The following is a 14531-nucleotide window of genomic DNA, read 5'->3' on the forward strand; positions in this document are numbered from 1 at the left end:
CGCTCCTTATTGCGTAGCGCTTGACGCAGCACTGGCTGGGCTGGAGGCCGGTTTTGATACTGAATCTGCAGACGCTGCCGGGCCTGCTGGCAGCCCCGCGCCCGAGCCGCCTGCCGCCGGTGCGCCCGGTTGCCACGGCACGGGCTTGACCGGCCCACCACCGCGCAGCTTTTGGAAACCGTCCACCATCACCTGTTCACCGGCTTGCAAACCACCCAGCACCACCCACTGGCCATTCTGCTGGCCACCAATCTCGATGGGTCGTGGCACGGCTTTGCCGTCAGCGCCCACCACCAGCACCGTATCGCCCTGTGGCGAACGCGTCACCGCTTGCTGCGGCAGGGTGATGGCATTGCTGGCCTGGGCTTGCTCGAGCCGCGCGCGAACAAACAGGCCGGGCAACAGTGCACCGGTCGGGTTGGGCACCTCGGCGCGCAGGGTGATCTGGCCGCTGGTGGCGTCTACCGTCAGGTCTGAAAACAGCAGCTTGCCAGGCAGGGCGTATTCACTGCCGTCTTCCAGCACCACGCGCACGCTGGCGCCCTTTGTGCCTACGCGTTTAAGCTGGTCGGCTTCGAATGCTTGGCGCAGTTTCATCACCTCAATGGCAGACTGGGTGAAGTTCAGGTACAGCGGGTTGGTCTGCTGGATGACTGCCAGCTGCGTGGCTTCACCCTGACCCACCAGTGCGCCTTCGGTCACCAGCGCCCGGCCAATGCGGCCAGAAATGGGCGCTGTGATGCGGGCGTAACCGAGGTTGATGCGTGCGCTCTGCAGCGCAGCACGGGCTACTGCCACGTCAGCCTCGGCCTGCTTTTGCGCGGCTTGGGCGTTGATGAATTCCTGCTGGCTGATGGCCTTGGCTTCAATCAACGGCTTAAAGCGCTCAGCCTGGGCACTGGCCTGCGTCAGGTTGGCTTCGGCCTTGGCCACGCTGGCCTGGGCGCTGGCAGCCGTGGCTTCATAAGGACTGGCATCAATGGCAAACAACGCTTGCCCCGCTTTTACCTCACTGCCTTCGGTAAACAGGCGTTTTTGCAAAATACCGGCCACTCGGGCTCGCACCTGCGCCACGCGTGACGCCTCCAGGCGGCCGGGCAACTCGGTGATCAGCCTTACATCCCCCAGCGTGACAGTGACCACCCCGACTTCAGCCGGTGGCATGGCGCCGCCTGGCCCACCGGCACCTGCGCCGGGCGCGTCACTTTTCCCGCAAGCGGCCAGCACCAATGTCAGGCTCAAAGCCAGCACAGTGGGTTGAAAACGTGCGCGCAAGGCGGGCTGCCGCGCCAGAAACGGTTGAGCAAGCAGGCTGCGAAGATGGGTCATGGTGAGAGTCTCAAAAAGAAGGAACGCGCCGGGAGGTTATCGCGAGCGCGTCGAAGGGGAATTTATTTTTCCAAAATTGTACATACAATCATGAATGTATGTTGATTACCCTTTGAAAGTTTTGTATGGCCCGAAGAACCAAGGCAGACGCCCAAGCCACCCGCCAACAGTTGTTGCAGGCGGCGGTGCGGGTATTTGCCGAGAAAGGGGTGTCGCGTACCTCGCTGCAAGACATTGCCGAGGCGGCGGGCACCACCCGTGGGGCGATTTACTGGCACTTCAAGAACAAGGCCGATTTGTTCAACGCCATGATGGACGATGCCCTGCTGCCCATGGAGCAGGCCATGCAGCACATTGGCCACGACCCGGCCCAGGACCCGCTGGCCGAGCTGGAGTACGCGCTGCTGCAAACCATGCGCGACATCGTCAGCAACGCCAGCACCCGCGCGGTGTTCGAGATTGCCATCATGAAAGTTGAATACGTCGACGAGCTGCTGGGCATCAAGGAGCGCCATATCCAGGCTTTTGCGGACGGCACGCGGGAGATCACCCGCAGCCTGCGCGAAGCTGCCGGGCGCCGGGGCATCCACCTGCCGGTGAACCCCGAGGTGGCGGCCCACGGCCTGCATGCGCTGATGGTGGGCTTGATTCATTCGTGGATGCTCTCGCCAGAGGCGTTTGATCTGGTGGTGGTATCGCAAAGCGCCGTTCGGGCGCAGCTGGCGGGGCTGGGCTTGCATTTGAGCGTTTAAGGCTTGTGCGCCGGCCCTGGGAGCATCGCCTAAACTCGTTTGCTATGTTCAAAGAAGTCTGTGTTCTGGGGATCGAATCCTCTTGTGATGAAACCGGTGTGGCGCTGGTCAACATCCCGGCGCAGGGTCTGCCGGTGTTGCTGGCGCATGCGCTTTACAGCCAGATTGCCATGCACCAGGCCTATGGCGGCGTGGTGCCCGAGCTGGCCAGTCGCGACCATATTCGCCGGGTGTTACCGCTGACCGAAGAGGTGCTGGCCGACTCGGGCCGCTCGCTGGCCGATGTGGATGTGGTGGCATTTACCCGTGGCCCCGGTTTGGCGGGCGCGCTGCTGGTGGGCGCGGGCGTGGCTTGCGCTTTGGCGGCGGCGCTGGGCAAGCCGGTGCTGGGCGTGCACCACCTGGAAGGGCATTTGTTGTCGCCTTTTTTAAGCGCCGACCCGCCGCAGTTTCCGTTTGTGGCGCTGTTGGTGTCCGGCGGTCACACGCAACTCATGCGGGTGGACGGGGTAGGGCGCTACCAAATTCTGGGCGAAACCATTGATGACGCAGCTGGCGAGGCGTTTGACAAGTCTGCCAAGCTGCTCGGGCTGGCTTACCCAGGCGGTCAGGCACTGTCCCAACTGGCGGAGCAGGGCAACCCGAAAGCCTACAAGCTGCCGCGCCCTTTGTTGCACAGCGGCGACCTGGACTTTTCGTTTGCAGGCCTGAAAACGGCGGTGATGGTGCAAACCGGCAAGTGCGCGCAGGCACAAGGCTGCGCCGGGCCAGACTTGCCGCCCGGCGTTCTGGCTGATCTGGCGGCCTCCACCCAGGCGGCGATTGTCGAGGTGCTGGTGAAAAAATCACTCACCGCATTGAAACAAACCGGCCTCAAACGCCTGGTGGTGGCGGGTGGCGTAGGTGCCAACCGCTTGCTGCGCGAGCAGCTCAACGCCGAGTGCGCCCAGCTTGCCATAAAGGTGCATTACCCCGAGCTGCATTTGTGCACCGACAACGGCGCCATGATCGCCATGGCTGCAGCCATGCGCTTGCAGTCGGGCGAGCAAGCGGCCACTCAAACCTATGGGTTTGACGTGAAACCACGCTGGCCGCTGGACGCCATCACCGCCTGAAATATATAAGAAATAAGCCTCTAGCCCTTATCTATCAAGCGCGAGTAGCTATTGTTTTTTAAGTTATGCGGGCGTCGCGATGCGAGACACCTGTGGCATGCGCACCGCTGGCTGCGCGGCAGGACAAGCTGACGTAGCGGCGCGCCGCGTTGGCCCGTTTCAAGTTCAGCGCGTCGTTCTCCACAGGCCAGAACGCCTTGTAAACTGCGCAACCTTCACAACGACCCTGCCGCAAGCCCCTTGGCTGTGAACTGCGGCGCGGCTTTTTTTGAGAAATTCCCTGATGCTTATTCTTCTTCGACGAGCTTTGCAATGCCTGGTTTTCGCGCTGTGTCTGCCCCTTTTGGCTGTTGCACAGCCAGTGCAAGCGCCGATCAAAATCGCGCTGATCGAGGCTTTAAGTGGCCCGTTTGCCAATACCGGTGAGGCGGTGTTTCGCAATCTGCTGTGGGCCACCGAGCGGGTCAACGCAGCGGGCGGGGTCAAACTCGCAGGCGGCGCCAGTGCGCCGCTGCAACTCGAGCGCTTTGACAGCAAAGGCCAGACCGAAGAGGCGCTGACGATGCTCAAGGCAGCAGTGGACCAAGGCGCACGCTTCATCACCCAAGGCAATTCGTCAGCGGTCGCGGCCGGCCTGATCCATGCCATCAACAAGCACAACGAGCGCGAGCCCACCAAGCGGGTGATTTTTCTGAATTACTCGGCGGTCGATCCGATCCTGACCAACGAAAAGTGCAGCTTTTGGCACTTCAGGTTCGACGCCCATGCCGACATGCGCATGAGCGCGCTGATGTCGGTCATCAGGGACGATGCGTCGCTGAAAAGCGTCTACATCATCGGCCAGGACTACAGCTTTGGTCACGCCGTGGCCAGCGAGGCACGCCGCCAGTTAAGCGCTTTGCGCCCAGACATCCGCATCGTCGGTGACGAGTTGCATGCCATCGGCCGGGTCAAAGACTTCATGCCCTACATGACCAAAATCAAGGCCAGTGGCGCCCAGGCGGTCATCACCGGCAACTGGGGCAATGACCTGACGCTGCTGGTGAAGGCGGCGAAAGATGTGGGTTTTGTAGGCCGGTTCTATACCTTCTATGGCAATGCGCTGGGTGCGCCAGCCGCCATTGGCGAGGCTGGTGTCGGCAAGGTTCTGGCGGTGGCAGACTGGTTGCCTAATGTTGCCTCGGCCCCAAGCGAAGCGTTTTACCAATCGTTTCGTCAACGCTTTCCCAAACCCGAGGACGACTATGTGCACATGCGCATGCAACTCATGGTGCAGGCACTGGCGCAAGCGATAGAGGCTGCAGGGACTACGGATTCTGTAGCTGTAGCCACACAGCTGGAAAGGGCTAGCGTCACTTTTCATGCACAAAATGGCAGCATGCGTGCCAGTGATCACCAGTTTCAGCAACCGCTGGTGGTGGGGGTGATGGAGCGCAAGGGCGCCCCCGGCGTGAAGTTTGACGTCGAAGGCTCGGGCTATGGCTTTCGGGTGGTCAAAACCATTTCCGCAGCCCAGGCTCAGCAACCCAGCACCTGCCAGATGCAGCGCCCCTAAACCCAAGACCGAGGTGGCGCTTTGGCACGGATAAATGGCCCCGGCTATACTTGGCGGCTCTGCTCTTTTTGCAGGGGTTGCACGTTAGGGGCAGTTCCAGCGCCTGACGCAAGTTGTTTACACAGGAAAAAATCATGATCGCATCCAGTATCAAGGCCGCTGTCGTCAAAGACAACGCACGTTCTGCCGGTGACACCGGTAGCCCTGAGGTTCAAGTGTCGCTGTTGACCGCCCGCATTAACGAACTCATGCCCCACTTCAAGACACATGCCAAAGACCACCACGGTCGTCGCGGCCTGCTGCGCATGGTGAGTCGGCGTCGCAAGCTGCTGGACTACCTGAAGAGTCGGCACGCTGAACGTTATTTGGCGTTGATCGCCAAACTGGGTCTGCGCAAGTAATTGGTTGCAAAAATTTGACAAACGCCTGAGTTAGGGAACTAGCTCAGGCGTTTCTTACTTCGGAGACGGCAAAAACACGAGCGAAGCTGTGTCATTCCAAAGCCTGCTGCACCCTAAGGCTCGGCATTTTCTGGAATGGCATCGTGTTCTGTTTGGCAGTTTCCAGGCTTAGGTGGGGTGGCCTGCACCCCCCGAATTCTCAGGAGAAAAGAAAAATGACAATGTTCAAAAAAGTTAGCAAAACCTTCCAATGGGGTCAAAACACAGTCACCATGGAAACTGGCGAAATCGCCCGTCAAGCCAGCGGCGCAGTGAAGCTTGACATGGACGGCACTGTGGTGTTGGCTACCGTGGTGGCCAGGACCGAAGGCAAAGCCGGTCAGGATTTCTTTCCACTGACCGTTGATTACCTTGAAAAAGCCTACGCTGCAGGCAAGATTCCGGGCAGCTTCTTCAAGCGTGAAGGCCGCCCCAGCGAGTTTGAAACACTCACCAGCCGCCTGATTGACCGCCCAATACGCCCATTGTTTCCCGAAGGCTTCTTCAACGAAGTGCATGTGGTGGTGCACACCCTGTCGCTCAACCCTGAAGTCGACGCCGACATTGCCGCCATGATTGCGGTGAGCGCAGCGCTGTCGATCAGCGGCGTGCCGTTCAGCGGCCCGATTGGTGCTGCCCGCGTGGGTTACATCAACGGCGAATATGTGCTTAACCCGGGCCAAACCCTGCGCAAATCCAGCCAGATGGAATTGGTGGTGGCAGGTACCGAATCTGCCGTACTGATGGTCGAGTCTGAGGCTGACCAGTTGTCCGAAGAAATCATGCTCGGCGCGGTGGTGTTTGGCCACACCCAAGGTGCGATTGCCATCAACGCGATCCACGACCTCGTGCGTGATGCTGGCAAGCCGGTGTGGGACTGGAAGCCCGCTGCCAAAGACGAAGCGCTGATCGCCAAGATCGACGTACTGGCCAAGGACAAACTGGTGGCCGCCTACCAAATCCGCAATAAGCAAGCCCGCACCCAAGCCTGCCGCGCGACCTACGCTGAAGTCATGGCCGCACTGAAGGCCGAAGGCGTGGCGTTTGATTCGGTGGCTATCGAAGGCCTGCTGTTTGAAATTGAAGCGAAGATTGTTCGTGGCCAGATTCTGGCGGGCGAGCCGCGTATTGACGGTCGTGACACACGCACCGTGCGTGCTATCGAAATCCGCAACGGCGTGCTGCCGCGCACCCACGGTTCCGCCCTGTTCACGCGGGGTGAAACCCAGGCGCTGGTGGTGACCACGCTGGGTACCGAGCGTGATGCCCAGCGCATTGACGCCTTGAGCGGCGACTACGAAGACCGCTTCATGCTGCACTACAACATGCCTCCCTTTGCCACCGGCGAAACCGGCCGTGTGGGCACGCCCAAGCGCCGCGAAATTGGTCACGGCCGTCTGGCCAAGCGCGCGCTGATTGCCGTGTTGCCGAGCAAGGAAGACTTCCCCTACACCATGCGTGTGGTGTCTGAAGTGACCGAATCCAACGGTTCGTCGAGCATGGCCTCGGTGTGCGGCGGCTGCCTGAGTCTGATGGACGCTGGCGTGCCTTTGAAGGCGCATGTGGCCGGCATTGCCATGGGCCTGATCAAGGACGACAACCGCTTTGCCGTGCTGACTGACATCCTGGGTGATGAAGACCACCTCGGCGACATGGACTTCAAGGTGGCCGGTACCACCAACGGCATCACCGCGCTGCAGATGGACATCAAGATCCAGGGCATCACCAAGGAAATCATGCAAGTCGCTTTGGCACAAGCCAAAGAAGCGCGTATGCATATCCTGGGCAAGATGACTGAAGCCATGGCAGAGGCCAAGACCGAAGTCTCCAATTTCGCGCCGCGTCTGTTCACCATGAAGATCAACCCGGAAAAGATCCGCGACGTGATCGGCAAGGGCGGCTCGGTGATCCGTGCGCTGACCGAAGAAACCGGCACCCAGATCAATATCGACGAAGACGGCACCATCACCATCGCATCAAGTGACCCGGCCAAAGCCGAAGAAGCCAAGCGCCGCATTGAGCAGATCACCGCTGAAGTTGAAATCGGCAAGATTTATGAAGGCCCGGTGGTGAAGATTTTGGACTTCGGCGCGCTGATCAACCTGCTGCCCGGCAAAGATGGCCTGCTGCACATCAGCCAGATCGCCCATGAACGCGTCGAGAAGGTGACTGACTATTTGTCAGAAGGCCAGATCGTTAAGGTCAAGGTCATGGAAACCGACGAAAAAGGCCGTGTCAAGCTGTCGATGAAAGCCTTGCTGGAGCGCCCAGTCCAAGGCGGCAACGATAATCGGGCTTGAGCTTGTTATCACTTTAATAGCTGCTTGCGCATATAGGACAAGGGCTAGAGGCCAAAAAGACCATGAAAGTCATTGACATCACTGGGCACGGCGGTACCGACGTATTGCATCTGGGGCAGCGACCCGTGCCCGTGCCGGGCGCGGGTGAACTGCTGATTCGCGTCGCCGCCAGTGGGGTCAACCGTCCGGACGTTTTGCAGCGCTTGGGGAATTACCCGGTGCCACCAGGTGCTTCGGACATTCTGGGTCTGGAGGTGGCGGGTGTGATTGAACAAGGTGACCCGGCTGAACTGGCTGCTGCTGGTTTCAAGCTGGGTGATCGCATTTGTGCGCTGGTGGCGGGTGGGGGTTATGCGGAGTATTGCGTGGCACCTATCGCGCAAACTTTGCCCGTGCCGGAAGGTTTGACAGACGTTGAAGCGGCCAGTTTGCCTGAGACGTTTTTTACCGTCTGGAGCAACATGATGCAGCGGGCTCGCCTGCAGCCGGGTGAATCCGTGCTGATCCAGGGCGGCTCCAGCGGCATTGGTGTGACCGCCATTCAATTGGCTAAATACATTGGCGCCAAGGTGTTCGTCACCGCAGGTAGCGATGAAAAGTGTGCTGCGTGCCTTGAATTGGGTGCAGACTTTGCTATCAATTACAAAGCGTTAGACTTCCAGGAAGAGCTGATGCGCCTGACCGATGGTCAGGGTGTGGATGTGATTCTAGATATGGTGGCGGGGAGTTATGTCGCCAAAGAGGTTCAATGCCTGAAGGAAGATGGCCGCTTGGTCATCATCTCGATTTTGGGGGGATCCCGAAGCGAGTTCAACGCCGGGCTGGTTTTGCGCAAACGCCTGACCATCACCGGCTCGACCTTACGGCCACGGTCCGTGGCGTTCAAGGCGGCAATTGCCCAGGCCTGCCTGGAAAACATATGGCCAGCGCTGACTGCCAAACGCATCAAGCCGGTGATTTTCCGGACCTTCGCAGCAGAGCAGGTTGCACAGGCACACGCTTTGATGGAATCGAGCCAGCACGTTGGAAAAATTGTTTTGACTTGGAGCTAACCATGATGAAAAAACTGATCGCCGGTAACTGGAAGATGAACGGTAGCCTGGCTGCCAATGACAAGCTTCTCAAAGACATCCTTGCCGGCATGGGGCAGGCTACCTGTGAGGTGGCGGTGGGTGTGCCAGCGGTTTATCTGGCGCAGTGCCAAATTTTATTGGCAGGCACGTCGATCGATCTGGCTTCGCAGGACATTTCTGCCCAGGAAAGCGGTGCCTATACCGGTGAAATTTCGGGTGCGATGCTCAAGGAATTCGGCGTACGCTATGCCATCGTTGGTCACTCCGAGCGCCGTCAGTACCACGGTGAAACCGACGAAGTGGTGGCGTGCAAGGCGCAGCGCGCCCTCAAGTGCGGCATCACCCCGATTGTTTGCGTCGGCGAGACTCTGGCAGAGCGCGAAGCGGGCAAAACCGACGAAGTGGTCAAGCGCCAGCTGGCAGCGGTGATTCACACCAATGGCCATTGCATCAGCGAAGTGGTGGTGGCTTATGAGCCTGTGTGGGCGATTGGTACCGGCAAGACCGCGACGCCTGAGATGGCGCAGCAGGTGCACGCGGTGCTGCGAGCGCAGCTCAAGGCGGCCTCGGAGCATGCTGACTGCATCAAACTGCTGTACGGCGGCAGTATGAACGCGGCCAATGCCGCGCAACTGCTGGCGCAACCGGATATTGATGGCGGGTTGATTGGCGGTGCTGCGCTGAAAGCCCAGGATTTTTTAACGATTATTGCTGCAGCCGCCTGAAAATCAGGCGTGTCTTGCTATTAAACGAGGAGTGATGAATGAATGTGATGTTGACAGTTTTGCTAGCGGTACAAATGTTGTCGGCGGTGGTCATGATTGGTCTGATCCTGGTGCAGCACGGTAAAGGTGCCGACATGGGCGCAGCCTTTGGCAGCGGGGGAGCGGGCAGCCTGTTTGGTGCCAGTGGCAGTTCGAACTTTTTGTCGCGGACCACGGCAGTTTTGGCAACGGTGTTTTTTGTCAGCACCCTGGCGCTGGCTTACTTTAACTCGGCGCGCCCTGAGCCGAGCGCTGGCGGTAGCGTGCTTGAAAACGCTGCTTTGGTCGCCCCAGCGTCGGCTCCGGTGGCACCTGCTGCATCGGCATCTGGCGCAGCGCAAATCCCGTCTAAGTGACCTTGGTCGCAAAAGCCCCTGCACCCTCAGTTAGCTGGGTAATTCAGGGTAAACTTCGGGTTCTCTCACCGAGCGAAAGACAACACCTAAGAGTGTGTTCGGTGATGATGTCAAACAGGCCGTCGTGGTGAAATTGGTAGACACGCTATCTTGAGGTGGTAGTGGCGAAAGCTGTGCGAGTTCGAGTCTCGCCGACGGCACCAGGTAAACAACATGAATGCATGTGAATGCATCCATGACACAGGGGATCTCAACTTCTATGATGGACCTTGAACAGTATTTGCCAGTACTTTTGTTTATTCTGGTGGGCATTGCAGTGGGCATTATTCCTCAAGTCCTCGGGTATGTACTCGGTCCCAACCGGCCTGATCCGGCCAAAAATTCCCCTTATGAATGCGGCTTTGAAGCCTTTGAAGATGCGCGGATGAAGTTCGACGTCCGCTACTACTTGGTGGCGATTCTGTTCATCTTGTTTGATCTGGAAATTGCGTTCCTGTTGCCTTGGGCGGTGGCGCTCAAGGATGTCGGCATCGTCGGATTCTGGGAAGTGATGATCTTTCTTTTTATTCTGATCCTGGGTTTTATCTACATGTGGAAAAAAGGTGCCCTTGATTGGGAGTAATTGGGAAAAAAGCATGATTGAAGGCGTTTTTAAGGAAGGGTTTGTCACCACCAGTTACGACTCGGTGATGAATTGGGCAAAAACAGGCTCGCTGTGGCCTATGACCTTTGGTTTGGCGTGCTGCGCGGTGGAAATGATGCACGCGGCTGCGGCACGCTACGACATCAGCCGCTTCGGCGCCGAGGTGTTCCGGGCGAGTCCACGGCAGTCTGATCTGATCATCGTGGCTGGAACTCTGTGCAACAAAATGGCCCCGGCTTTTCGCAAGGTGTACGACCAGATGAGTGAGCCGCGCTGGGTCATCTCCATGGGGTCGTGTGCGAACGGTGGTGGCTATTACCACTACAGTTATTCTGTGGTGCGCGGTTGTGACAGGATCGTTCCGGTTGACGTCTATGTGCCGGGTTGCCCGCCAACAGCAGAGGCTTTGCTGTACGGCATCATCCAGTTGCAGACCAAGATTCGGCGCACCCAAACCATCGCGCGTGCCTAAAAGGGAAGCCATGACTTTATATGCTGTCCATATTCAAACCGTCAAGGCGCGGGTTGATGCCGCCTTGGGCGACCTGCTGCAAAGCAGCAACGTCCGGTTAGATGAGCTGACGGTGGTTGTGTCGGCTGCCAACTACCATCAGGTCGCGCAGACATTGCGCGACCACCCTGATTGCCGTTTTGAGCAGATGATGGACTTGTGCGGTGTCGACTACTCCACCTACAAAAATGAGCCTTTGCAGGGGCCGCGCTATTGCGTGGTGCTGCACCTGCTGTCTGTCAGCCTGAACCAGCGGGTACGGCTTAAAGTTTTTGCCCCTGATGACGCGATGCCAGTGGTGACTTCGGTGTGCAACATTTGGAGCGCCGCGAACTGGTTTGAGCGCGAGGCTTTTGACCTTTTTGGTATTGTTTTTGAGGGGCATGACGACCTGCGTCGAATCCTCACAGACTACGGCTTTATTGGTCACCCTTTCCGCAAAGATTTCCCTTTGTCTGGCCATGTTGAAATGCGCTATGACGCTGAACAGCGTCGCGTGGTGTACCAGCCAATCACAATTGAGCCGCGCGAAATCACGCCGCGCATCATTCGTGAGGAAAACTACGCCGGCATGCAGCAGGTGCACTGAGTCATGGCTGAAATAAAAAACTACACCCTTAACTTCGGACCTCAGCACCCGGCGGCGCATGGCGTGCTGCGCCTAGTGCTGGAGCTCGACGGCGAAGTCATCCAGCGCGCAGATCCACACATCGGTTTGCTGCACCGTGCGACGGAAAAACTCGCAGAAAGCAAGACCTACATCCAGTCATTGCCCTACATGGATCGGCTTGATTACATGTCGATGATGTGCAACGAGGATGCTTATTGCCTGGCCATCGAAAAGATGCTGGGCCTGGAAGTTCCCATTCGCGCCAAGTACATCCGGGTGATGTACTCGGAGATCACCCGCATGCTCAACCATCTGCTGTGGGTGGGTGCGCATGGTCTGGATTGTGGCGCCATGACGGTCATGCTTTATGCCTTTCGCGAGCGTGAAGACCTGTTTGATATGTATGAGGCGGTCAGCGGCGCGCGTATGCACGCGGCTTATTTCCGCCCAGGTGGTGTTTACCGTGACTTGCCTGACAGCATGCCGCAGCACCAGCCTAACAAGGTGCGCAGCGCAAAGTCCATCGAAGAGCGCAACCGCAATCGCAAGGGCAGCTTGCTCGATTTCATCGACGACTTCACCAAACGCTTCCCCACCTACCTGGACGAGTACCACACGCTCTTGACCGAAAACCGGATCTGGAAGCAGCGCACCGTCGGGATTGGCGTGGTGACCCCTGAGCGCGCACTTAATCTTGGCTTCACCGGACCGATGTTGCGTGGTTCGGGTATTGCCTGGGACCTGCGTAAACAGCAGCCTTACGACGCCTATGACCAGATCGAGTTCGATGTGCCTGTGGGTAAAACCGGCGACAGTTATGACCGTTATCTGGTGCGAATGGAAGAAATGCGCCAGTCCAACCGCATCATCAAGCAATGTGTTGACTGGTTGCGGGTTAATCCTGGCCCGGTCATTACCGACAACCACAAGATCGCACCGCCCGACCGTGAGTCTATGAAAACCAACATGGAAGAGTTGATTCACCATTTCAAGTTGTTCACCGAAGGTTTCTGTGTGCCTGAAGGCGAGGCATATGCCGCCATTGAACATCCGAAGGGCGAGTTCGGCATCTATCTAATCAGCGATGGTGCCAACAAACCCTATCGTTTGAAAATCCGCCCACCGGCGTTTGTGCATCTGGCTGCCCTCAACGAAATGGGCAAGGGGCACATGATTGCAGACGCGGTAGCGATTATTGGCACGATGGACATTGTGTTTGGGGAAGTTGACCGATGATTTCTGAAAAGTCCCTTGCTGCTTTCGCAATGGAAGTGGCCAAGTACCCCGCTGACCAGCGGCAGTCAGCAGTGATGGCTTGTTTGAGGATCGTTCAGCAAGAGCTGGGTTATGTCAGCCTTGATTCAGAACGCTTCGTTGCAGACTATTTAGGCATGGCCCCGATTGCGGTTCATGAAGTCACCAGTTTTTACAACATGTACAACCAGAAGCCGGTTGGCAAGTACAAGCTCAATGTTTGTACCAATCTGCCGTGTCAGTTGCGTGACGGTGGCAAGGCTCTGGCGCATTTGAAGAGCCGCCTGGGTATCGATGCCAATCAGACGACGTCTGACGGTTTGTTTACCCTGCAGGAGTGTGAGTGTCTGGGCGCCTGTGCTGATTCACCGGTGATGCTTGTCAACGACACCAGCATGTGCAGTTTCATGACCAATGACAAGCTCGACCAGTTGGTCGGTGGCTTACGCTCTCTGGAGGCCAAGGCATGAATGCGCACAGTTTTCTGCGGCAATTTCAGGCGACGGGGACGCAGACCTGTTTTCATAACCGTCATATCCAACCGCAAATCCTGGCTGGGCTCAATGGAGCCAATTGGCGTCTGAAGGACTACGAGGCGCGCGGTGGCTATCAGGCTTTGCGCAGAATGTTGGGTCAGGACGGTGGCGAAGGGCTGACGCAGGATCAGGTGATTGCTATGGTGAAAGAGTCAGCGCTGCGTGGTCGTGGTGGTGCCGGCTTTCCTACCGGGCTAAAGTGGAGTTTTATGCCACGGCAGTTTCCTGGACAAAAGTATCTGGTTTGCAACACAGACGAAGGTGAGCCTGGGACCTGCAAAGACCGCGACATCATGGAATTTAATCCACATGCGGTCATTGAGGGCATGATCATTGCGGCCTTTGCGATGGGTATCACCGTGGGTTACAACTACATCCATGGTGAAATTTTTCACACCTACGAGCGTTTCGAACAAGCCATCGAAGAGGCGCGCGCGGCTGGGTTCCTTGGAGACAATATTCTCGGGAGCAGCTTCAGTTTCCAGTTACATGCTGCGCATGGCTTTGGGGCCTATATCTGTGGTGAGGAAACTGCTTTACTGGAATCCTTGGAGGGTAAAAAAGGCCAACCGCGCTTCAAGCCACCGTTTCCAGCAAGTTTTGGCCTGTACGGCAAACCCACCACCATCAACAACACCGAAACCTTTGCCGCGGTTCCCTGGATCATTCGCCTTGGTGGCAAGGCCTATCTGGAAAGTGGCAAGCCGAACAACGGTGGCACCAAGATTTATTCCGTCAGCGGCGATGTGGAACTCCCCGGAAACTACGAGGTGCCCATGGGTACCCCGTTCGCGACGCTGCTGGAGCTGGCCGGTGGTGTCCGTCAAGGTCGCAAGCTCAAAGCTGTGATCCCCGGTGGGTCATCCTCTCCCGTGTTACCCGCAGACATCATGATGGACTGCACCATGGATTACGACTCCATCGCCAAGGCGGGCTCTATGCTGGGCTCTGGGGCAGTGATTGTGATGGACGACTCGCGCTGCATGGTCAAGAGCCTGCAGACTTTGAGCTATTTTTATATGCATGAGTCCTGTGGTCAATGCACGCCTTGTCGCGAGGGCACGGGCTGGTTGTTCAGGGTGGTCGACCGGATTGAGCACGGGCTTGGTCGTGAGGCAGATATGGCGCTGCTGAACTCAGTCGCTGAAAACATTCAGGGGCGCACCATTTGCGCTCTGGGTGACGCTGCAGCCATGCCAGTGCGCGCCATGCTCAAGCATTTCCTGCCTGAATTCGAGTACCACGTGGCGCACAAAACCTGCATGGTTCCAGTTTACGTTTGAGCGAGCTCCA

Annotated in this window: 15 protein-coding genes and 1 tRNA gene; 15 read left to right on the forward strand and 1 reads right to left on the reverse strand. The window is 57.8% G+C overall.

Annotated features, from left to right (window positions below):
- Positions 1 to 6: 6 nt before the first annotated feature.
- A complete protein-coding gene (locus BLL52_RS10485) occupies positions 7 to 1329 on the reverse strand; it encodes an efflux RND transporter periplasmic adaptor subunit (protein WP_075586613.1) in 1323 nt (440 codons plus the stop codon).
- 125 nt (positions 1330 to 1454) lie between these two features.
- Here BLL52_RS10485 and BLL52_RS10490 point away from each other — a divergent pair, with 125 nt between their 5' ends.
- From BLL52_RS10490 to nuoF, 15 genes are all read left to right on the forward strand, one after another.
- Positions 1455 to 2081: a TetR family transcriptional regulator gene (locus BLL52_RS10490; RefSeq protein WP_075586614.1), complete on the forward strand. Its 627-nt coding sequence runs from the start codon at positions 1455 to 1457 to the stop codon at positions 2079 to 2081.
- 44 nt (positions 2082 to 2125) lie between these two features.
- Positions 2126 to 3196 carry a tRNA (adenosine(37)-N6)-threonylcarbamoyltransferase complex transferase subunit TsaD gene (tsaD, locus tag BLL52_RS10495; RefSeq protein WP_075586615.1) on the forward strand — a complete coding sequence of 357 codons (1071 nt, stop codon included), beginning with the start codon at positions 2126 to 2128 and terminating at the stop codon, positions 3194 to 3196.
- A gap of 283 nt (positions 3197 to 3479) precedes the next feature.
- Positions 3480 to 4751 carry a branched-chain amino acid ABC transporter substrate-binding protein gene (locus BLL52_RS10500; RefSeq protein WP_075586616.1) on the forward strand — a complete coding sequence of 424 codons (1272 nt, stop codon included), beginning with the start codon at positions 3480 to 3482 and terminating at the stop codon, positions 4749 to 4751.
- A gap of 134 nt (positions 4752 to 4885) precedes the next feature.
- Positions 4886 to 5152 (forward strand): 30S ribosomal protein S15, encoded by a 267-nt coding sequence (rpsO, locus tag BLL52_RS10505; RefSeq protein ID WP_075587188.1) that lies wholly within the window; start codon positions 4886 to 4888, stop codon positions 5150 to 5152.
- Between the two features lie 215 nt (positions 5153 to 5367).
- The gene (gene pnp, locus BLL52_RS10510; protein ID WP_075586617.1) at positions 5368 to 7491 is read left to right on the forward strand and encodes a polyribonucleotide nucleotidyltransferase; all 2124 of its coding nucleotides are present in this window, start codon (positions 5368 to 5370) and stop codon (positions 7489 to 7491) included.
- Positions 7492 to 7553: 62 nt separating this feature from the next.
- Positions 7554 to 8543: an NAD(P)H-quinone oxidoreductase gene (locus tag BLL52_RS10515; protein ID WP_075586618.1), complete on the forward strand. Its 990-nt coding sequence runs from the start codon at positions 7554 to 7556 to the stop codon at positions 8541 to 8543.
- Between the two features lie 2 nt (positions 8544 to 8545).
- Positions 8546 to 9289 carry a triose-phosphate isomerase gene (gene tpiA / locus BLL52_RS10520; RefSeq protein ID WP_075586619.1) on the forward strand — a complete coding sequence of 248 codons (744 nt, stop codon included), beginning with the start codon at positions 8546 to 8548 and terminating at the stop codon, positions 9287 to 9289.
- Between the two features lie 38 nt (positions 9290 to 9327).
- Positions 9328 to 9684, forward strand: coding sequence for a preprotein translocase subunit SecG (gene secG, locus BLL52_RS10525; protein WP_075586620.1), 357 nt, complete (start codon positions 9328 to 9330; stop codon positions 9682 to 9684).
- 118 nt (positions 9685 to 9802) lie between these two features.
- A tRNA-Leu gene (locus tag BLL52_RS10530) sits at positions 9803 to 9887 on the forward strand.
- Positions 9888 to 9946: 59 nt separating this feature from the next.
- Entirely contained in the window at positions 9947 to 10306 is a 360-nt protein-coding gene (locus BLL52_RS10535) for an NADH-quinone oxidoreductase subunit A (RefSeq protein ID WP_075587189.1), read from the forward strand.
- A 13-nt stretch (positions 10307 to 10319) separates the two neighbouring features.
- The gene (locus tag BLL52_RS10540) at positions 10320 to 10799 is read left to right on the forward strand and encodes a NuoB/complex I 20 kDa subunit family protein (RefSeq protein ID WP_075586621.1); all 480 of its coding nucleotides are present in this window, start codon (positions 10320 to 10322) and stop codon (positions 10797 to 10799) included.
- Between the two features lie 10 nt (positions 10800 to 10809).
- On the forward strand, positions 10810 to 11427 hold the full coding sequence (locus BLL52_RS10545) for an NADH-quinone oxidoreductase subunit C (RefSeq protein ID WP_075587190.1): 618 nt from the start codon (positions 10810 to 10812) through the stop codon (positions 11425 to 11427).
- A gap of 3 nt (positions 11428 to 11430) precedes the next feature.
- Positions 11431 to 12684, forward strand: coding sequence for an NADH-quinone oxidoreductase subunit D (locus BLL52_RS10550; protein WP_075586622.1), 1254 nt, complete (start codon positions 11431 to 11433; stop codon positions 12682 to 12684).
- Positions 12681 to 13172: an NADH-quinone oxidoreductase subunit NuoE gene (gene nuoE, locus BLL52_RS10555; RefSeq protein WP_075586623.1), complete on the forward strand. Its 492-nt coding sequence runs from the start codon at positions 12681 to 12683 to the stop codon at positions 13170 to 13172. The genes BLL52_RS10550 and nuoE overlap by 4 nt, the downstream gene beginning before the upstream one ends.
- Positions 13169 to 14521, forward strand: coding sequence for an NADH-quinone oxidoreductase subunit NuoF (nuoF, locus tag BLL52_RS10560; protein WP_075586624.1), 1353 nt, complete (start codon positions 13169 to 13171; stop codon positions 14519 to 14521). The genes nuoE and nuoF overlap by 4 nt, the downstream gene beginning before the upstream one ends.
- The last annotated feature ends 10 nt before the right edge of the window (positions 14522 to 14531 follow it).

The organism is Rhodoferax antarcticus ANT.BR, assembly GCF_001938565.1.
GTDB classification, from domain to species: Bacteria; Pseudomonadota; Gammaproteobacteria; order Burkholderiales; family Burkholderiaceae_C; genus Rhodoferax; species Rhodoferax antarcticus.

Excerpts from the sequence above, each read along its gene's own strand:
- BLL52_RS10485 (WP_075586613.1), bottom strand. The coding sequence starts at position 1,329 with ATGACCCATCTTCGCAGCCTGCTTGCTCAACCGTTTCTGGCGCGGCAG.
- BLL52_RS10490 (WP_075586614.1), top strand. The coding sequence starts at position 1,455 with ATGGCCCGAAGAACCAAGGCAGACGCCCAAGCCACCCGCCAACAGTTG.
- tsaD (WP_075586615.1), top strand. The coding sequence starts at position 2,126 with ATGTTCAAAGAAGTCTGTGTTCTGGGGATCGAATCCTCTTGTGATGAA.
- BLL52_RS10500 (WP_075586616.1), top strand. The coding sequence starts at position 3,480 with ATGCTTATTCTTCTTCGACGAGCTTTGCAATGCCTGGTTTTCGCGCTG.
- rpsO (WP_075587188.1), top strand. The coding sequence starts at position 4,886 with ATGATCGCATCCAGTATCAAGGCCGCTGTCGTCAAAGACAACGCACGT.
- pnp (WP_075586617.1), top strand. The coding sequence starts at position 5,368 with ATGACAATGTTCAAAAAAGTTAGCAAAACCTTCCAATGGGGTCAAAAC.
- BLL52_RS10515 (WP_075586618.1), top strand. The coding sequence starts at position 7,554 with ATGAAAGTCATTGACATCACTGGGCACGGCGGTACCGACGTATTGCAT.
- tpiA (WP_075586619.1), top strand. The coding sequence starts at position 8,546 with ATGATGAAAAAACTGATCGCCGGTAACTGGAAGATGAACGGTAGCCTG.
- secG (WP_075586620.1), top strand. The coding sequence starts at position 9,328 with ATGAATGTGATGTTGACAGTTTTGCTAGCGGTACAAATGTTGTCGGCG.
- BLL52_RS10535 (WP_075587189.1), top strand. The coding sequence starts at position 9,947 with ATGGACCTTGAACAGTATTTGCCAGTACTTTTGTTTATTCTGGTGGGC.
- BLL52_RS10540 (WP_075586621.1), top strand. The coding sequence starts at position 10,320 with ATGATTGAAGGCGTTTTTAAGGAAGGGTTTGTCACCACCAGTTACGAC.
- BLL52_RS10545 (WP_075587190.1), top strand. The coding sequence starts at position 10,810 with ATGACTTTATATGCTGTCCATATTCAAACCGTCAAGGCGCGGGTTGAT.
- BLL52_RS10550 (WP_075586622.1), top strand. The coding sequence starts at position 11,431 with ATGGCTGAAATAAAAAACTACACCCTTAACTTCGGACCTCAGCACCCG.
- nuoE (WP_075586623.1), top strand. The coding sequence starts at position 12,681 with ATGATTTCTGAAAAGTCCCTTGCTGCTTTCGCAATGGAAGTGGCCAAG.
- nuoF (WP_075586624.1), top strand. The coding sequence starts at position 13,169 with ATGAATGCGCACAGTTTTCTGCGGCAATTTCAGGCGACGGGGACGCAG.